Here is an 18,671-nt window from a genome sequence, read left to right as displayed (position 1 = left end):
TATCTGGCTACTCAACTCCTTCGCTCACGCTGCATGCCCCCTGACTGGTTGATTCACCGGCGGATGTAACGCGTTAGATGAACCTCTGGGCTGCGTAGTTTAATGTGCACCACCCTGGAAAAGGATTTCATCGTGTACATCAAAGGACGCTACATCGTATCTGCCTGCACACTGCTGTTTTTCCAGCACGCACTGGCGACCGGAATGGACTGCACAAAAGCGGCAAACGCTGTCGAAAATACAATTTGCGCAAACAAAGGGCTGTATGAGCTGGATACGCAAATGGGTTCGACCTATCGAACGCTGATGAGCGCCGCTTCGCAGGCGCAGGTTGAACTGAAGAGATCTCAGCGCCAGTGGTTGAAAGTGCGCAATGAATGCGTCGAAGACGTCGCCTGCCTGGACCAACACTATCGCGAACGCTTGCAGGCACTGCACGTGCAATGGGTCGACTCCGTTGCCTATCAACCCGACGACGTCGACAAACAGGTGATGGAGGATTTGCAACAACGCATCCAGGACCTGAGCAAGGATAATCCGGAGTTTGCGCTGGAGCGGGCACTCAACTCTATGGCGTTCGACAGCGGCACAACGTCATTCCCTGGCGACCCGGGTGAAGATGAGCAATCCCTCTTTCCCAAGAGTATTCCCCAAGATGTCACGGAGGACGAGTGGAAGGCGCTGAAAGCGTCCGGCATCGACGACGCCGCTGAATCCGGGAACACCTCATACACGCTGATGGATATGGATGGCGACGGACAGCGTGACCTTATCGTAGAAACCTATTCCGGCGGCACCGGGATGTTCAGTTACACGCAAACCTACCGTCGCAGTGAAGGCCGGTTCATCAGCAGGACATCGGGGCCTGCCCATGAATCCGGCCCACTTTTCTATACCAATGAACGCGGCGCCAACCAATCCGTGAACTGGATCAAGGCTCGCGGAAAAATGTACGTCGCCTACCGAAACGGTAGCTACGGCGTTGACCAGGTCTTTCTTCTCAATCCCCTGAAGATCAATAACAAAGTGCCTACACTGACCGTTCGCTACGGCTATCAACTGACAGTGCCCCACACTCAATATCTGGAGGACGGCACCACCGCTTTCGAACTGGAGCCCGCCCTGCAAAAGGCACTCGCGAAAGCCTTGATCAAAGTGAATGCAGGTGAAGCTTTGGAGACTGCCCGGCAGAAAACTCCGATCTGCCCCATCCCCTCTTCAGTACAAGACAGTGATGACTATTACAGCTTCGGGGCGAGTTACTACGCGGTCGAACCCGTCGCCGATATGCCGGTGGTCATCGGGAATGAGTGCTTCATCGCAAGACTGATCAATTGGTACGGGAGCTACGGCGACAAGGACGGACTGTTTGCACTACTGACGTTGCGCAAACCGGGATCTGAAGACCAGGAACGCAGTTATTCGGTCAACGGACGTCGACATATCGCACAAGTGAGCACATCGATTGGCAAGGCCGAAGGTGGGGCTGAAAACTTTTAGTCAGTTATCCACCGATGGACAGCCACAAAAAAGCCCCACCAGATCACTCTGTGTGGGGCTTTCAAATATGTGGTGTCCCAGGGCAGGTTCGAACTGCCAACCTTCCCCTTAGGAGGGGGATGCTCTATCCAATTGAGCTACTGAGACACACGTCGCCGGCAAAGGAATGCGCAGCGATGGACGGCGTGCATGTTAACGGGCAGGCCCGCGTTTGTCATGTCATCCGTAGGGCTTTTTAACTGTAGGCAGACGCCTCACGGTAGCGTGGCTTTGTTTACCGTGCAAATTGCATCGCCGTAAAAATGCAACGCCGGTATTTTGTGAAAATATCTTAATTCTTTGTTTTTAAAGGATTTAATAGCCGCTAAACTTTTGGCATGCGGGCTGCTTCGACTGTTCTCAATGAACGAGGGAGATCAGCCCCATGAACAGCGCTCTTTTAGTCGCGAATGCAGTCGCCCTGGTGGTTCTGTTGGGTTTTCAATTCTTCCCCGAAAACGATGCGGCGACGGTTGCCCAACGCATACCCCATTACCTGCAGCTGCAAAAAGCGCCTCAATTGGCGGTCATGAGCGATCAGCCCGATGTTGTCAGCCAAGAGGTGAGCCAGGAGCGTATTCAGCTGCGCACACAGTCTTTCGAACGCTTGGTATTTTGAATCACCCCATCAGGAGCACAGCATGTCCAAATCAGCCGCAGGATTTTTCGTCCTCGCTTTACTGAGTGGCATTCTTCATCTGTCATTGTTCCAGGACACGGTCGTCACCCTGCCCCTGATTGCCTGCGGCATGTTTGGTACGCTGTTCGTGCTGGCGCTGATCGCCGGGCGCAAGATCAAGTTCGATCCGGTTTTGCGCTGAGGCTCAGCAGCTTCAGAAGATTGGCGACGGTGACAGCAAGGTCGCCGGAGTTATCCAGTCGATGTATCCGCGTATCACCGACTGAATCGCCAGCCGTGAACAGCGCATTGCGGCGCAGTCTTGCTTCAATTTCTGCCGGGCTCTCACGCCCCCGCCGTAGCAGGCGCTCTCGCAGGACTTCATCCTTGACCGTCAACAGCACCGGAAATAGCGTGGGATAGCGCTGCTGCGCATCTGCCAGGTGTCCGCGCGAACCGTTGATCAACACATCTCGCCCGTCCTTGAGCCATTGGTCTATGCGCACAGGAATACCGTAATCCAGCCCATTGGCTTGCCACGACAGCGCAAAATCCCCTTGGCTTCTGCGTCGTTCGAACTCTTTGCGGGATACCTCGATGGCGTCTTCACCCACGGACTCAGCCGAGCGCGTAATAACCCGGCGCACCACCTCGCAATTGCATGCCCGCAAGGGCTCACGAGCGGTTTCGATAAGGCTGTCCTTGCCGGATCCGGAAGGCCCCATCAAGTAAATCAGCCTGCCATCCATCCCGAAATCATTCCATACCATCCGTCTGCCCTAGTAAATCGGCCATTTGCCACTATCCTGTATAAAGGCAAGGAACAAGGATCGAATCCGCGTAGCATGCACCTTCAGGGGTCTTCGGACATCATCTGTCGGGCAAGAGGACGCGGTCAGCGATACGGACTCATGGATTGTTTTCAAACCAGTCCGCATTTCTGATAATAGGTGCTGGCATTAAGCCTTTACCCGGATCAATATTTGTCACAGAATTGACGCCAATGATCTGGCTAATTTGAGGCATGATGCGCGCCTCTATCAATTCAGGTTGAACATTTGGTCGGAGCGCTTGTCCTATCTGACATCCTGCGGCCAATCCCGAGAACCGCTCCCCTGAACTAACCGGTTAAATTTATGCGCCCATTGAAACAGGCAATTTATTCCAGCCGTACGGCTGACAAGTTCGTCGTACGTCTGCCAGACGGAATGCGTGAACGCATTGCCGAGGTGGCTCGCAATCATCATCGCAGCATGAATTCCGAAATCATCGCGCGCCTTGAACAGAGTCTTATTCAGGAAGGCGCGTTGGGCGAAGAATTAAGCATGCGCCTGGACAGCCCCGAGCTGTCATTGCACGAACGTGAACTGCTGCAACGCTTCCGTCAACTCTCCCATCGCCAGCAAAACGCTTTGGTTTCGCTGATCGCCCATGACGCCGAAATGGCCGCAGACGTTTCCTGATTCATCCCGAAAGCTCAAGCCAGCGTAATTGCTGGCTTTTTTTTGCCTGAAATTCGGGCAAAAAAAACCCGCCGATTAGGCTAATGTCTGTCAGTTAAGCCCGCTTGTGTCTTGCGCAGGACTTAGACTGACTGGCATTTGCCAATTGAGCGGGTTCCTTTAAAGCAGGACGTCAGAGCAGGAAAATTGTCGCCAACCCGAGGAAGATGAAAAAGCCACCACTGTCAGTCATGGCAGTGATCATCACGCTGGCGCCCATTGCCGGGTCGCGCCCAAGCCGCGCCAGGGTCATCGGAATCAAAACCCCCATTAATGCCGCAAGCAACAGGTTAAGCGTCATGGCGGCAGTCATTACCACGCCCAGGGACCAACTGCCATAAAGCAGATAGGACACCACACCAATCACCCCACCCCAGACCAGGCCATTGATCAAGCCGACCGCCAACTCCTTGCGCATCAGCCGCGACGTATTGCCGGTGCTGACCTGATCCAGCGCCATGGCGCGAACGATCATGGTGATCGTCTGGTTACCCGAGTTGCCGCCGATACCCGCCACGATCGGCATCAATGCCGCGAGTGCTACCAGTTTTTCAATGGAGCCTTCGAACAGACCGATCACCCGGGATGCAACGAACGCGGTAATCAGGTTCACCGCCAGCCAGGCCCAACGGTTGCGCAGGGATTTCCAGACTGACGCGAAAATATCTTCTTCTTCGCGCAGACCCGCCATGTTGAGAACTTCGTTTTCGCTCTCTTCACGAATCAGGTCGACCATTTCATCGATGGTCAGACGACCGATCAGCTTGCCGTTCTTGTCGACCACCGGCGCCGAGATCAAGTCGTAACGCTCGAACGCCTGAGCGGCCTCGTAGGCGTCTTCGTCCGGATGAAAACTCACCGGGTCGCTGGCCATGACTTCCGACACCTGTTTTTCCGGGTCGTTGACCAGCAGACGCTTGATCGGCAACACGCCCTTGAGCACGCCGTCGTAATCGACCACGAACAGTTTGTCGGTGTGACCCGGTAGCTCCTTGAGGCGACGCAGGTAACGCAAAACCACTTCGAGACTGACATCCTCACGGATGGTCACCATCTCGAAGTCCATCAGCGCACCGACCTGCTCCTCGTCATAGGACAACGCGGAGCGGACGCGCTCACGTTGTTGGCCATCGAGGGTTTCCATCAGCTCGTGGACGACGTCTCGCGGCAGCTCGGAGGCCAGGTCAGCCAGTTCGTCGGCATCCATGTCCTTGGCCGCAGCCAGGAGCTCGTGATCGTCCATGTCGGCGATCAGGGTTTCACGAACCGAATCGGATACTTCAAGCAGAATGTCGCCGTCGCGATCGGCCTTGACCAATTGCCAGACGGTCAGACGATCGTCCAGCGGCAAGGCTTCAAGGATGTAGGCAACGTCGGCGGAGTGCAGATCATCGAGCTTGCGTTGCAACTCGACAAGGTTTTGCCGGTGAACCAGATTCTCGACCCGGTCGTGATGCGGACCTTCCTGGCGATGAGTCAGGTCTTCGACCACCCGCTGGCGTTGCAGCAGCTCAACGACTTGAGCGAGGCGGTCCTGCAAGCTTTCCTGCGTTTTCTTTACTTCAGCTTCAGACATAGGCGAACTCCACTCCCAGCAGCGGGGCACGCCGGAAGGATCAATCAGTCAATTCATGATTGTAAAAACGGGGTACTGAGTAACTACTGGGTAAGTCCATGGAGGTATTCCACAAGCCCCGGCGGGGCTGACGGGCGCAATGATAACACCGCCTGATGGTTTTAAACGTTAAAAAATCGCGGCTGAAACAAGCGCTTGCGAGACAAACCTGAGCGCGGTGCTGATCCATGGAACTGCGACGACTTATCCTGAAAAGAAAACACACCATCATCGAAAAATGTAACGGCTACCCTTGATAAGGACCGTCAAGGAGGACGCCGAATGCCATGGAATGCACATTATTTTTTGCTTGCCGCCCTGCTCTGCCTGCCGCCCCGGGCGCTTGCTACGACCGTTCACCGGTGTGAAGCCCCTGATGGGCGCATCACCTTCACGACCTTGAGCTGTACGGCCGGAGAAAACCTTTCACTTCAGGACGTTCACACCTTCATACCCGGGAGCACGACAGCCCTGATGCCAGAAGCCGAGTTTCGCGAAACATCAGGTACGAAAATACAAAGGAGAGAGCCGACTGTCGTTGGTCAGCCCGAGGGCAAATGTGGAAATCTGCTCAGCGCGAAGGAACGCCGCATAGCGATCATCAATCAGCGGGTCGTCGCCGGCATGACTCAACAAGAAGTCGAAAGCGCTCTCGGCAAGCCCGACAAGATCAGCACCCGCAATTCAGCCACGAGCTACCGCTACGACAACAAGCGAGGACGTAGTGCTCACGTAGAGTTCGATGAGAAGGGTTGCACCAAAGGGAAAGCCAAATCGCAGACGGCAAAAAGCCCGCGTTAAACGCGGGCTTTTTGGTGTTTGGTGCACTCGACAGGATTCGAACCTGTGACCGCTCGGTTCGTAGCCGAGTACTCTATCCAGCTGAGCTACGAGTGCATTTGTGTTTTTATACCAGATCACAACTGGTTGGAGCCAAGTTATTCACATTGCTGCAAACAACTCTTAAATGGTGCACTCGACAGGATTCGAACCTGTGACCGCTCGGTTCGTAGCCGAGTACTCTATCCAGCTGAGCTACGAGTGCATTTGTTGCCGCGCATTATAGGCCGTTAAATCTTTTTGTAAAGCACTTTTTCTAGTAATTTCAACAACTTACCGAAAAAGCCAGATTACAACGTACTAAGCAAATAATGGCGGAGAACGGGGGATTCGAACCCCCGACACCCTTTTGAGGTGTACTCCCTTAGCAGGGGAGCGCCTTCGGCCACTCGGCCAGCTCTCCGCAACACGGGGCGTATCTTAACCAACCTTTTCCCCGTTTGCAAACATAAAAAACGATAAAAATTAATGGCTTGGTTCTTCGTCCTTCTCTTTCTTTATACGCAGGTAAATTTCTTCACGGTGCACAGCAACCTCTTTCGGGGCATTGACACCAATACGCACTTGATTTCCTTTAACGCCGAGCACGGTCACGGTGATTTCGCCATCACCAATAATCAGGCTTTCTGCGCACCGACGAGTCAGAATCAGCATACCTTTCTCCTCACGCATTTCATTTCAGGGACAACAGTCTGCAAAAAAAAGGCATTCGACCTACAACCGGAACGATCGTAGCCCTACATGCCTGAGTATTGACTAGCGCGAGCAAAAGAACAGCTTTGGTACGCACCATTCAAAAAACGAAGGGCGCGGTCAGACCGCGCCCTTCGGGGAACGCATCACTCGCCCTGTCGGGCCGGCGCGTCCAGTTCGAAAGCTGTGTGCAGCGCGCGCACAGCCAGTTCCAGGTACTTCTCTTCGATCACCACGGACACCTTGATTTCCGAGGTCGAGATCATCTGGATGTTGATGCTTTCTTTCGCCAGGGATTCGAACATACGGCTAGCCACGCCCGCGTGGGAGCGCATGCCGACGCCGACGATCGAGACCTTGGCAATCTTGGTGTCGCCCACGACTTCACGGGCACCGATCTCGCGAGCGGTGTTTTCCAGTACGGTTTGCGCCGCCTGGTAGTCGTTGCGGTGCACAGTGAAGGTGAAGTCGGTGGTGTTATCGTGCGCGACGTTCTGCACGATCATATCGACTTCGATGTTCGCGGCACTGATCGGGCCGAGAATCTTGAACGCCACACCCGGGGTGTCTGGCACGCCACGGATGGTCAGCTTGGCTTCATCGCGGTTGAAAGCGATGCCGGAAATGATCGGCTGTTCCATGGTTTCCTCTTCATCAATAGTAATGAGGGTGCCCGGACCCTCCTTGAAGCTGTGCAGTACGCGCAGCGGAACGTTGTACTTGCCGGCGAACTCGACCGCACGGATCTGCAATACCTTGGAACCGAGGCTGGCCATTTCCAGCATCTCTTCAAAGGTGATCTTGTCCAGACGCTGAGCCACGGACACCACACGCGGGTCGGTGGTGTAGACGCCGTCGACGTCGGTGTAGATCTGGCACTCGTCAGCCTTCAGGGCTGCCGCCAGCGCCACGCCAGTGGTGTCGGAACCGCCACGACCGAGCGTGGTGATATTGCCGTGTTCGTCGACGCCCTGGAAACCGGCGACAACCACCACACGACCGGCCTTCAGGTCACCGCGAATCTTCTGGTCATCAATCTGCAAGATACGCGCTTTATTGTGCGCGCTATCCGTCAGAATCCGTACCTGATTGCCGGTGTACGACACCGCTGGCACGCCGCGCTTGATCAGCGCCATGGCCAACAGTGCAATCGTCACCTGCTCACCGGTGGAAACGATCACATCCAGTTCGCGAGGAACCGGCTGGCCGTCGCCACTGATTTGCTTGGCCAGATCGATCAGACGGTTGGTTTCGCCGCTCATTGCAGACAGCACAACCACCAGGTCATCGCCCGCATCGCGGAATTTCTTAACCTTGTCGGCGACCTGCTCGATTCTCTCGACAGTGCCGACTGAGGTGCCTCCAAATTTCTGTACGATCAAAGCCATTTCAAAGCCGCCTCTGCCCATGAAGGGCGCCCAATAATCACTCAAACAGCGTTCTGGCCCGCCACTAGACCGCGGGCCATACACACTGCCTTATAAACCCTGCTCTACAAATGGAACAGTCAGGGCCAATGCAGCATCCAGTGCGCCAGCGTCAGTACCACCGCCCTGCGCCATATCTGGACGACCGCCGCCCTTCCCGCCCACTGCCGCAGCAGCCTGCTTCATCAAATCACCGGCTTTGAGTTGGCCAGTCAGGTCTTTGGTCACGCCTGCAACCAGTACGACCTTTTCCTCATGGACACTGCCGAGCAGGATCACTGCGCGGCCGAGTTTGTTTTTCAGTTGATCGACCAGCGCCAACAGCGCCTTGCCGTCCTGACCGTCCAGACGCACGGCCAGCACTTTCACGCCTTTGACGTCCAAAGCAGAAGCCGACAGATCGTCGCCCGCCGCGCTGGCCGCCTTAGCCTGCAACTGCTCGAGTTGCTTCTCCAGCAGACGGTTGCGCTCCAGCACAGCCGACAGCTTGTCGATCAGGTTATCGCGGCTGCCCTTGACCAGGTTGGCCGCTTCCTTGAGTTGTTCTTCAGCCGCGTTCAAGTAGGCCAGCGCTGCTGCGCCGGTCACAGCCTCGATACGCCGCACACCGGAGGCCACACCGCCTTCGCTGATGATTTTCAGCAAGCCGATGTCGCCGGTGCGATTGGCATGGATACCACCGCACAGCTCGACAGAGAAGTCACCCATGCTCAGTACGCGCACGCTATCGCCGTACTTCTCGCCGAACAGCGCCATGGCGCCTTTTTGCTTGGCGGTATCGATATCGGTTTCTTCGGTTTCAACTTCGGAGTTCTTGCGAATTTCGGCGTTGACGATTTCTTCCAGCGCTTTCAGTTGTTCAGGCTTGATCGCTTCAAAGTGGCTGAAGTCAAAGCGTAGACGCTGACTGTCGACCAACGAACCTTTCTGCTGAACATGCTCGCCCAGCACCTGGCGCAATGCGGCGTGCAGCAAGTGAGTCGCCGAGTGGTTCAGCGAAGTCGCGTGACGCACTTCGGCATCCACATGAGTCTCGACCGGAGTGCCCACGATCAGGCTGCCCGAATCCAGCACACCGTGGTGCAGGAACGCACCGCCGGTCTTGGTGGTGTCGCGTACGTCGAAACGCGCAGCGCCAGCCTGCAGGAAGCCGCAATCACCAATCTGACCACCGGATTCCGCATAGAACGGCGTCTGATCGAGAACGACCACACCCTCTTCGCCTTCGCTCAATACGTCAACCGATTGCCCGTCTTTATAGAGAGCAACGATTTTGGCAGAACCACTGTGAGCGGTGTAACCGGTGAACTCGGTGGCCACATCAACCTTGACCAGGCTGTTGTAGTCCATGCCAAAGGAGCTGGCGGAGCGGGCACGGACGCGCTGGGCTTCCATTTCGCGCTCAAAGCCTGCTTCGTCGATGGTCAGGCTGCGCTCACGCGCGATGTCGCCGGTCAGGTCCATCGGGAAGCCGTAAGTGTCGTAAAGCTTGAACACCACGTCGCCCGGTACCACGTCGCCTTTGAGTTCGGCCAGATCCTGCTCGAGGATCTTCAGGCCCTGTTCCAGGGTTTTGGCGAACTGCTCTTCTTCGGCTTTCAGCACGCGCTCGATGTGCGCCTGCTGGGATTTCAGCTCAGGGAACGCTTCGCCCATCTCGGCGACCAACGCCGCAACGATCTGGTAGAAGAAGCTGCCCTTGGCACCCAGTTTGTTGCCGTGACGGCAAGCGCGGCGAATGATCCGGCGCAGCACATAACCGCGGCCTTCGTTGGACGGCAGCACGCCGTCGGCAATCAGGAAGCCGCAGGAGCGGATGTGGTCGGCCACGACTTTCAGGGATGCCTGAGCGTCGTTGGTGCAACCGATGGCCTTGGCCGATGCACTCAGCAGGCTCTGGAACAGGTCGATTTCATAGTTCGAGTGAACGTGCTGCAGCACGGCACTGATCCGCTCCAGGCCCATGCCGGTGTCCACCGACGGCGCAGGCAACGGGTGCAACACGCCATCGGCGGTGCGGTTGAACTGCATGAACACGTTGTTCCAGATCTCGATGTAACGGTCGCCGTCTTCTTCCGGCGAGCCCGGCGGGCCACCCCAGATGTCGGCGCCGTGATCGTAGAAAATCTCGGTGCAAGGACCGCACGGGCCGGTATCGCCCATGGTCCAGAAGTTGTCGGAAGCGTATGGCGCACCCTTGTTGTCGCCGATGCGAACCATGCGCTCGGCCGGAACGCCGATCTCCTTGGTCCAGATGTCGTACGCCTCGTCATCGCTGGCGTAGACGGTGACCCAGAGCTTTTCTTTCGGCAGGTTCAGCCACTTCTCGCAGGTCAGGAAGTTCCAGGCGTAGGTGATGGCGTCACGCTTGAAATAATCACCGAAGCTGAAGTTACCCAGCATTTCGAAGAAGGTGTGGTGACGGGCGGTATAGCCGACGTTTTCCAGGTCGTTGTGCTTGCCGCCGGCGCGCACGCATTTCTGACTGCTGACGGCGCGGGTGTACGCGCGCTTTTCCTGGCCCAGGAAGCAGTCCTTGAACTGGTTCATCCCCGCGTTAGTGAACAGCAGGGTTGGGTCGTTGCCCGGAATCAAAGAGCTGGAGGCTACACGGGTGTGGCCTTGCTCTTCGAAGAAGCGAAGGAAGGCTTCACGGATTTCTGCGCTTTTCATTAGGTTCTTCCACGGAGGCTGCGGCCAAAGGCCTGTGCGAAACGTCAACAGACGAAGCGACGGCAAAGGGCCGCATTATATCGGCCCTGCGCGCGGGGTACAGCGTGTTTATACGATAGAAACAGTCAATTGGACCGCTAACGCGATCAGTTGCGGGAAAAGTCGACGAATGTAGCGACGACCTGCTCGATTTGCGCACGGCTGACGTCCATGTGCGTGACCATTCGCAGACGACCGGCAGCGCTGAGTTTGATCCCGCGTGTCGCGGCGAAGGCCTTGATCGCTTCGGCCTTGTCGCCCATTGTCACGTAAACCATGTTGGTCTGCACCGGCTCGACCTCATAGCCCGCCGCTCGCAGGCCTTCGGCCAGCAACTGTGCATTGGCGTGGTCGTCGGCCAGGCGCTGAACATTATTATCCAGCGCATACAGCCCCGCCGCCGCGAGAATCCCGGCCTGACGCATGCCGCCGCCGACCATCTTGCGCAAACGTCGTGCCTTGGCAATCAACTCGACCGAGCCGCACAGGACCGAACCAATCGGTGCGCCCAGGCCTTTGGACAGGCAGACCGAGACCGAATCGAAATGCTGAGTGATCTCCCGGGCATCGACACCCAGCTTGACCGCTGCGTTATAGAGCCGCGCGCCATCCAGATGCAGCGCCAAGCCATGCTCACGAGTGAAGCGGCGAGCCTGGGCCAGATACTCCAACGGCAGCACCTTGCCCTGCATAGTGTTTTCCAGTGCCAGCAAGCGGGTGCGGGCGAAGTGGAAGTCATCCGGTTTGATCGCGGCGGCGACCTGCGCCAGGTCCAGCGAACCGTCGGCTTGTACTTCCAGTGGCTGCGGTTGGATCGAACCGAGCACTGCCGCGCCGCCACCTTCGTACTTATAGGTATGGGCCTGCTGGCCGACAATGTACTCGTCGCCGCGCTCGCAATGAGCCATCAAGCCTAGAAGATTGCTCATGGTGCCCGTCGGGACAAACAGCGCCGCGGCAAAACCCAGGCGAGTTGCCAGTTCGGCTTCCAGATGGTTGACCGTCGGATCTTCGCCATAAACGTCGTCACCGGTGACCGCATTGGCCATCGCGTCGAGCATCCCTGCGGTCGGTTGGGTGACGGTGTCGCTGCGAAGATCGATAACACTCATGAATCTGGCCTCGGTTAGCAGGGAAAATCCCTTTCAGGATGGAATTACTGCGGTCATGCCGACAAATAATCAAGCCTTGAGCGAGGAAAAGACGCTTTACGTCTTCGAAAAAGCGCAATCCATGTGGGAGTGGGCTTGCCCGCGATAGCGTTGTGTCAGTCACCTTGGTTATCGACTGACAGTTCGCTATCGCGGGCAAGCCCGCTCCCACAGGTTCTGCATTTTGATTGACGGGTATTGGCATGCACGCCCCGTAAATATGTGTTAAAAACGCTTCGCCGCCAAACAAACGGGCGGCAAAACGTTCTCAGGGCGGGGTGTAATTCCCCACCGGCGGTAATTGCGCGCAATGCGCATAGCCCGCGAGCGCTTGGCGTCAGGCACGGCAATGGCTGTGATGGCGGCAAGGTCAGCAGACCCGGTGTGATCCCGGGGCCGACGGTCATAGTCCGGATGAAGAGAGAACGGGATTGACGCCGCCTGGGCTCTATACCAAAGCGCCGTCCGCAGGCACCTGTGCCTGCGTACCCTTAAATCCCATTCGATTCATAACGCCCTGTTTTTCACACAAACAGGAGTCAGAACATGCAACCCACCGCAATCGATAGCAAAAGCAAAAACCATCAGGGCGAGCGCGTCGCGTTCATCCAGGCCTGCTGGCACAAGGAAATCGTCGACCAGAGCCGTAAAGGCTTCGTCACCGAAATGATTGCCCAGGGTTATCAGGAGTCGGACATCGATTTCTTCGAAGTCGGCGGCGCCTTTGAAATTCCGCTGCACGCCAAACTGCTGGCCAAGTCCGGTCGTTATGCCGGCATCGTCGCGGCGGGCCTGGTGGTCGACGGCGGCATCTATCGCCACGAATTCGTCGCCCAGTCGGTGATCAGCGGCCTGATGCAGGTTCAGCTGGAAACCGAAGTGCCGGTGTTCTCAGTGGTTTTGACCCCGCACCACTTCCATGCCGGCGAAGAACATCAGAAGTTCTTCTTCGAGCATTTCGTGCATAAAGGTCAGGAAGCGGCGAAGACTTGCGCGGATACGCTGCACAAGACCCGCGCATTGCGCCGCAGCGAACCCCGCGCGGTAGCCGTTTAAACAAAAAACCTGTGGGAGCGGGCTTGCCCGCGATAGCGGTGTGTCAGTCACCCTAATTATCGACTGACAGTCCGTTATCGCGGGCAAGCCCGCTCCCACAAGGATTTATGTCGAGCCAGAGATCAGGGTCAGGCCAGGTTTTCGTCGGTGGTCGGCACGATCAGGATGCCGGCGCGCAGGCCGTTCTTGACCTTGGGGTTCGGGAAGATGATCCGGGCGCCCTTCTCTTCGATGACCCAGCGGGTGTTGGCGATGTCCTCGGCCAGCACATACCCCACCTTCAACTCCGAAAAGTTTTCGATATCCGCCGGCAGGTTCAGGCGAAAGCTATCGCTGTGCTTGATGACTTCCCGCGCGACGCTGAACAGCTGCAAACCTTCCAGCCCTTCATCGGTCATTGGCGGCTCGGTGCCTTCGATGATCTGCTTCAGGCGGGCTTCAAGCAGGCTGACGTTGACCCCATCGTTCTGTCCGAACGGTCTTGCCTTGCCCAGTTCGAGGGTGAAGGACTCGGCACCGAGCTTGTCATAGGTATACGAGCTGAACACGATGGACGGCTTGTTTTGCAGCAGCACCGCTTCCATGCCAGCGGCACGCAGGCGAGCCAGCTCCTGACGGGAATGCTGTCGATCTTCTTTCCAGGGGTACAACGCGAATTGCTCAATCTTCGAGCCGCGAATCGCCGTGTGCAGGTCGTAGTGCAGACGGTTGCGGTCCGGGAGGCTGAAGAAACTCGCCGCCAGCCGCTCCAGCTCACACGCGCGCAAGGCTTCTGAGCCACTGCTTTGTTCGTGACGGCCGTTGAACAGCCGGTTGACGTCCTGTTCGATGAAACGCTCGCCTTTGCGAATCGCTTCCGGGTTGCCGAACAGGAACAGAATACGTGCGCGCGGCTTCAAGTCACCGCGGGCGATGTCATGCAACAGGCGATCGAGCAGCTCGATCGGCGCTGTTTCGTTGCCATGGATGCCGGCCGAAAGCAGCAGGTCCAGGCCGTTGTCGCGAGCTTCAGGTGGCCGGACTTCCAGCGCACCTTCGCTCAACCAGCGCATCCGCACGCCTTCGACAGTCAGTTGAGTCTTCTCCGCCGGTTCGCGGCCGGCGAGAGTCAGTTCAAGCAGTTTACCGAGGGCGAGCATAGAGCGGTTTCCTTAGTGGTCGTGATTGCAATCCGGGCCGTGCACGTGGTCCTCATCATCACTGAGGTCGGCCGGTTCCATCTCCAGTTGCAGACTTACCAGATTAGTCGCCAACGGGCGCAACAGCAGGTTGGCGTATTCAGCATCACCTTCTTCGACGTCCACGCCGATCAGCAACTGGCCGCGGCCGTCCTGCTGGATCCACAGCTCTTTGCCTTGCCACATGACCGCGACGCGGGTGCAGGACGTTTCCAGTTGCGTGCCATCGGTGTCTTCAAGGATCAGCTGCAGGGTATCGCTCATGTATTTACGCTCTCGTCTGGAGATTAAGCGGCGCGCTTGCCGTTCATATAAAAAGCCAAGGCGCGCCGGCTATCAATTGATCTGGAATGGATAAACCGCGCCCAGTTTAAGGATTTGCGTCAGTTCATCCAGTGCCGTCCGGCACTCAAGCAGCAATTGCGGGTCCGCCAGATCGTTTTCGGTCATGCGGTCGCGGTAGTGCTTGTCGACCCATTCGGTCAACGTGCCGTACAACGGTGCCGTCATGATAACCCCTTGGTTGACGGCCGCCAGTTCGGTTTCGTTGAGTGCGACGCGCAGCCGCAGGCAAGCCGGGCCGCCGCCGTTCTGCATGCTCTGCTTGAGATCGAAAACTTTCACTTCGCGGATCAGGCCGCCAGAGCTGGTCAGGCCTTGCAGGTACTGCCAGACACGTTCGTTGCCACGGCATTCTTCCGGCACGATCAACAACATGGAGCCGTCAGGACGCGACAGCAGCTGGCTATTGAACAGGTAGGAACGAACGGCGTCTTCCACGGTGACCGCGGAACGCGGTACGCAGATCGACTGAAATTTCCCACCGACTTTTGCGAGTTTGCCTTGTAGCTCAGCGAGCATCTGGTCGGTGTCGAGGAAGGCGTCCTCGTGATAGAACAGCACCTCGCCGTTGCCCACTGCGATCACGTCGTTGTGAAACACGCCCTGATCGATCACCGAAGGATTCTGCTGGGCGTAGACCACGCCGTCATCACTGAGGCCGTGCAGACGCGCGACAGCCTGGGACGCTTCGAGGGTCTGGCGCGCCGGGTACTTCTGCGGTGCCGGATAACGGGTGTCGAACGCGCTGCGACCGAACACGAAAAACTCGACGCCGGCCTCACCGTAGTCACGGCAGAAGCGGGTGTGGTTGGCAGCGCCTTCGTCGCCGAACTGCGCCACGGCCGGCAACGCGGCGTGGTGAGCGAAGTGTTTCTGGTCAGCGAACATCGCGCCCAGCACGCGACTGGTGGTCGGGTGTTCGATGCTGCGGTGGTATTTGCAGTTGAGGTTGGCGGCGGTGAAATGCACACGGCCATCCGCGGTGTCGGCGCTCGGGCTGACAGTGGCGGCGTTGGCCACCCACATGCTCGACGCCGAGCAACTGGCGACCAGCAGTGGCATCGCATCTTTGGCGGCTTGCTCGATCACTTGCGCATCGGTGCCGCTGAAACCCAGGCGGCGCAGCGCCCCGACATCCGGACGTTCCTGTGGTGCCAGCACGCCTTGCTGAAAGCCCATTTCCATCAGCGCTTTCATCTTCGCCAGGCCTTGCAGCGCGGCTTCCTTCGGATTGGAAGATTGCTGGCTGTTGCTCTGGGACGCGACGTTGCCGTAGGACAGGCCGCCGTAGTTATGGGTCGGCCCCACTAGACCGTCAAAATTGACTTCATAGGATTTCATCAGCGAGGCTCCACGAGAATCTGTTGTTATAGGCTTCAGTAACTATTCTTTGAGACCGCGTCGCGGCCTTCGCGGGCAAGCCCGCTCCCACAGGTTCGGTGGTGTTCACACATGTTGTGGCCGACGCAAATCCTGTGGGAGCGGGCTTGCCCGCGATTGGCGTTACGCCATCTTCACGCCAGGCGTCAAAGCAGCAGGCAACACCAAGTTCGGGGTCTCCAGCGAGGCCACCGGGTACGCGCAGTAATCTGCGGCGTAGTAGGCGCTGGCGCGGTGGTTGCCCGAGGCGCCGACGCCGCCGAATGGCGCGCTGCTCGCCGCACCAGTCAACTGCTTGTTCCAGTTGACGATACCGGCCCGGCTTTCCAGCCAGAACTGCTGATAACGCGCTTCGGAATCCGACAGCAGACCGGCCGCCAGGCCATAGGCGGTGTCGTTGGCTTCAGCGATCGCCGCTTCAAAATCAGCGTAGCGGATCACTTGCAGCAGCGGACCGAACAGCTCTTCGTCGGGACGATCGGCAACCGCTGTCACGTCCAGAATGCCAGGGGTCAGCAAGGCAGCCTGAGCCTGAGGCTGAGTCATTTCCAACAGCGCCACTGCGCCGTTGGCCAGCAGATGTTCTTGCGCTTCCATCAGGGCTTTCGCGGCGCCGAGGGAAATCACCGAGCCCATGAACGGCGCCGGTTGCTGGTCGAACGCACCGACTGAAAGGGTCGAGCTGACCGCCACCAGACGCGCCAGCAGCGTATCGCCCCAGGCGCCTTGCGGCACCAGCAAGCGACGAGCGCAGGTGCAACGCTGGCCGGCAGAAATGAATGCCGACTGAATGATGGTGTAAACGGCAGCATCGAGATCCGCAACCTGATCCACCACCAGCGGGTTGTTACCACCCATTTCCAGCGCGAGAATCTTGTCTGGACGGCCGGAAAACTGCTTGTGCAGGTGATTGCCGGTACGGCTGGAACCGGTGAAGAACAGACCGTCAATGCCCGGGTTCGCCGCCAGGGCGATACCGGTTTCGCGAGCGCCTTGCAGCAGGTTCAGCACGCCGGCCGGCAGACCGGCTTCGATCCAGCACTTGACCGTCAGCTCGGCGACTTTCGGGGTCAGTTCGCTTGGCTTGAACAGCACACTGTTGCCGGCCAGCAGCGCCGGCACAATGTGACCGTTCGGCAAGTGACCGGGGAAGTTGTAAGGACCGAACACCGCCACCACGCCGTGCGGTTTGTGACGCAATACAGCGGTGGCGTCGCCCAGCGGGCCGCTCTTCTCGCCAGTCCGTTCGCGGTAGCTCTGCACCGAGATCGCGATCTTGTTGATCATGCTGGTGACTTCGGTTGCCGCTTCCCACAGGGGTTTGCCGGTTTCTTCACCGATGGTACGAGCCAGTTCGTCAGCGTGATTCTTCAGTGCAGCGGCAAAGGCTTCCAGCACGCTGATGCGCTCTTCCAGGGTACGACGGGCCCAGCCCGGGAACGCCTGACGCGCGGCTCGCACAGCCGACTCGACCTGAGCGGTAGTGGCGCCCTCGCCGGCCCACAGCACTTGCTGGGTCACCGGGTTTACCGATTGAAAGTTTTCACCCTGGCCGGCCAGCCATTCACCGGCGATGTATAGCGAATTCATTATTTCGACTCCCGAGCTACAGACAACGGAACGGCGCGCACTTGATCGCCAGCGTTGAGTTGAAGACGTTTGGCAGTCAGCGGATCAACCACCAAAGTACCGGCAGCGAAGCGTGCTGGCGCGGCAGTGATCCGGCAGTCTTCTCGCTTGCGGTTATGAATCAGGAACGGCGTGGCGTCATCACCCGGAGTGCCGATGGCCAGCACCAGCGCCTGGCTGTCGCGCACCGCGCGGATCTTGGTGGTTTCGCACTCCACCGCGGGACCTGCGTCGAAAATGTCGACGTAGCCTTGGTAACTGAAGCCTTCGCTCTTGAGCATCGCCAGGGCCGGCTCGGTGTCCGGATGAACCTGGCCGATCACGTTGCGCGCATCTTCCGACAGGAAGCAGGTGTACAACGGGAATTTCGGCATCAGTTCGGCGATGAATGCCTTGTTGCCTACGCCAGTGAGGTAATCGGCCTGGCTGAATTCCATCTTGAAGAAGTGCCGGCCCAGGCTTTCCCAGAACGGCGAACGCCCTGCTGCGTCGGACATGCCGCGCATCTCGGCGATGATCTTGTTGCCGAACAGTTGCGGGAATTCGGCGATGAACAGCAGACGCGCCTTGGCCAGCATGCGGCCATTGAGGCCACTGCGGTAATCGGCGTGCAGGAACAACGAGCACAATTCAGAGTTGCCGGTCAGGTCATTGGCCAGGAACAGCGTCGGAATTTCGCGGTAGATGTTCAGCTCTTGCGAGGCGCTGACTGTCAGGCCCACCCGGAAGTTGTACCAGGGCTCACGCAGACCGACGGCGCCAGCAATGGCGGAAATGCCCACCACTCGGCCATTGTCATCTTCGAGCACGAACAGGTAGTCCGCATCGCCCCGCCCGGCGTCGCCGCGGAAGGCTTTCTCGGCCCAGCCGACCCGATGGGCCAGACGTTCTTCGTTGGCCGGCAAGGTAGTCAGGCCGGTGCCGGTGCTGCGGGCCAGGTCGATCAGAGCGGGTAAGTCGCTGCTGCGTACGGGACGAACGATCATGC

Annotated in this window: 17 protein-coding genes, 4 tRNA genes and 1 riboswitch; of the genes, 6 read left to right on the top strand and 15 right to left on the bottom strand. The window is 58.0% G+C overall.

The features are described from left to right. The first annotated feature begins 132 nt into the window (after positions 1-132). A complete protein-coding gene (locus tag LOY38_RS07805) occupies positions 133-1,500 on the top strand; it encodes a lysozyme inhibitor LprI family protein (RefSeq protein ID WP_258699509.1) in 1,368 nt (455 codons plus the stop codon). Between the two features lie 70 nt (positions 1,501-1,570). Here LOY38_RS07805 and LOY38_RS07800 read toward each other — a convergent pair. Next, positions 1,571-1,647: transfer RNA gene (locus LOY38_RS07800), tRNA-Arg, on the bottom strand. Between the two features lie 277 nt (positions 1,648-1,924). On the opposite strand from LOY38_RS07800, the gene LOY38_RS07795 reads away from it, so the two are divergent. Both LOY38_RS07795 and LOY38_RS07790 read left to right on the top strand, forming a co-directional pair. Next, complete coding sequence (locus LOY38_RS07795) at positions 1,925-2,158, top strand: hypothetical protein (RefSeq protein ID WP_258699508.1); 234 nt, start codon at positions 1,925-1,927, stop codon at positions 2,156-2,158. A gap of 22 nt (positions 2,159-2,180) precedes the next feature. Beyond that, the gene (locus LOY38_RS07790) at positions 2,181-2,360 is read left to right on the top strand and encodes a PA3371 family protein (RefSeq protein ID WP_258699507.1); all 180 of its coding nucleotides are present in this window, start codon (positions 2,181-2,183) and stop codon (positions 2,358-2,360) included. On the opposite strand, the gene phnN is transcribed toward LOY38_RS07790, so the two are convergent. Further along, entirely contained in the window at positions 2,335-2,907 is a 573-nt protein-coding gene (gene phnN, locus LOY38_RS07785) for a phosphonate metabolism protein/1,5-bisphosphokinase (PRPP-forming) PhnN (protein WP_258700682.1), read from the bottom strand. The genes LOY38_RS07790 and phnN overlap by 26 nt on opposite strands. Positions 2,908-3,294: 387 nt before the next feature. Here phnN and LOY38_RS07780 point away from each other — a divergent pair, with 387 nt between their 5' ends. Beyond that, the gene (locus LOY38_RS07780; protein ID WP_018926380.1) at positions 3,295-3,621 is read left to right on the top strand and encodes an Arc family DNA-binding protein; all 327 of its coding nucleotides are present in this window, start codon (positions 3,295-3,297) and stop codon (positions 3,619-3,621) included. 172 nt (positions 3,622-3,793) lie between these two features. On the opposite strand, the gene mgtE is transcribed toward LOY38_RS07780, so the two are convergent. Beyond that, entirely contained in the window at positions 3,794-5,236 is a 1,443-nt protein-coding gene (gene mgtE / locus LOY38_RS07775) for a magnesium transporter (protein WP_258699506.1), read from the bottom strand. A 321-nt stretch (positions 5,237-5,557) separates the two neighbouring features. Between mgtE and LOY38_RS07770 the strand changes: the two genes are divergently transcribed. Further along, complete coding sequence (locus LOY38_RS07770; RefSeq protein WP_258699505.1) at positions 5,558-6,076, top strand: cell envelope protein SmpA; 519 nt, start codon at positions 5,558-5,560, stop codon at positions 6,074-6,076. A gap of 19 nt (positions 6,077-6,095) precedes the next feature. Here LOY38_RS07770 and LOY38_RS07765 read toward each other — a convergent pair. From LOY38_RS07765 to ltaE, 7 genes are all read right to left on the bottom strand, one after another. Continuing rightward, positions 6,096-6,172: transfer RNA gene (locus LOY38_RS07765), tRNA-Arg, on the bottom strand. Between the two features lie 71 nt (positions 6,173-6,243). Beyond that, a tRNA-Arg gene (locus LOY38_RS07760) sits at positions 6,244-6,320 on the bottom strand. A 107-nt stretch (positions 6,321-6,427) separates the two neighbouring features. After that, a tRNA-Ser gene (locus LOY38_RS07755) sits at positions 6,428-6,518 on the bottom strand. Positions 6,519-6,580: 62 nt separating this feature from the next. Then, positions 6,581-6,769: a carbon storage regulator CsrA gene (gene csrA / locus LOY38_RS07750; protein WP_002554426.1), complete on the bottom strand. Its 189-nt coding sequence runs from the start codon at positions 6,767-6,769 to the stop codon at positions 6,581-6,583. A gap of 185 nt (positions 6,770-6,954) precedes the next feature. Continuing rightward, on the bottom strand, positions 6,955-8,196 hold the full coding sequence (locus LOY38_RS07745) for an aspartate kinase (RefSeq protein ID WP_105346344.1): 1,242 nt from the start codon (positions 8,194-8,196) through the stop codon (positions 6,955-6,957). A 90-nt stretch (positions 8,197-8,286) separates the two neighbouring features. Continuing rightward, complete coding sequence (gene alaS / locus LOY38_RS07740; protein ID WP_258699504.1) at positions 8,287-10,908, bottom strand: alanine--tRNA ligase; 2,622 nt, start codon at positions 10,906-10,908, stop codon at positions 8,287-8,289. 146 nt (positions 10,909-11,054) lie between these two features. Then, positions 11,055-12,059 (bottom strand): low-specificity L-threonine aldolase, encoded by a 1,005-nt coding sequence (gene ltaE / locus LOY38_RS07735; RefSeq protein ID WP_258699503.1) that lies wholly within the window; start codon positions 12,057-12,059, stop codon positions 11,055-11,057. 299 nt (positions 12,060-12,358) lie between these two features. Continuing rightward, positions 12,359-12,529, top strand: a riboswitch (FMN riboswitch). Between the two features lie 115 nt (positions 12,530-12,644). Here ltaE and LOY38_RS07730 point away from each other — a divergent pair. Continuing rightward, entirely contained in the window at positions 12,645-13,154 is a 510-nt protein-coding gene (locus tag LOY38_RS07730; RefSeq protein WP_258699502.1) for a 6,7-dimethyl-8-ribityllumazine synthase, read from the top strand. A gap of 128 nt (positions 13,155-13,282) precedes the next feature. Here LOY38_RS07730 and astE read toward each other — a convergent pair whose 3' ends face one another. The 5 genes from astE to astA all read right to left on the bottom strand — a co-directional run bounded on the left by astE (position 13,283) and on the right by astA (position 18,669). Next, positions 13,283-14,293: a succinylglutamate desuccinylase gene (gene astE, locus LOY38_RS07725; RefSeq protein WP_258699501.1), complete on the bottom strand. Its 1,011-nt coding sequence runs from the start codon at positions 14,291-14,293 to the stop codon at positions 13,283-13,285. 12 nt (positions 14,294-14,305) lie between these two features. Beyond that, a complete protein-coding gene (locus LOY38_RS07720) occupies positions 14,306-14,596 on the bottom strand; it encodes a topoisomerase II (protein WP_258699500.1) in 291 nt (96 codons plus the stop codon). A gap of 72 nt (positions 14,597-14,668) precedes the next feature. Then, positions 14,669-16,015 (bottom strand): N-succinylarginine dihydrolase, encoded by a 1,347-nt coding sequence (gene astB / locus LOY38_RS07715; RefSeq protein ID WP_258699499.1) that lies wholly within the window; start codon positions 16,013-16,015, stop codon positions 14,669-14,671. Between the two features lie 162 nt (positions 16,016-16,177). Then, entirely contained in the window at positions 16,178-17,647 is a 1,470-nt protein-coding gene (astD, locus tag LOY38_RS07710) for a succinylglutamate-semialdehyde dehydrogenase (protein ID WP_258700681.1), read from the bottom strand. Continuing rightward, positions 17,644-18,669: an arginine N-succinyltransferase gene (gene astA / locus LOY38_RS07705; protein ID WP_258699498.1), complete on the bottom strand. Its 1,026-nt coding sequence runs from the start codon at positions 18,667-18,669 to the stop codon at positions 17,644-17,646. Before astA ends, astD begins: the two co-directional genes overlap by 4 nt. Positions 18,670-18,671: the final 2 nt, after the last annotated feature.

Origin of the sequence: Pseudomonas sp. B21-015 (genome assembly GCF_024749285.1) — a bacterium.
GTDB lineage: Bacteria > Pseudomonadota > Gammaproteobacteria > Pseudomonadales > Pseudomonadaceae > Aquipseudomonas.
Note: the sequence above shows the minus strand (reverse complement) of the source record. Positions and strands in the feature narration are given on the sequence as shown.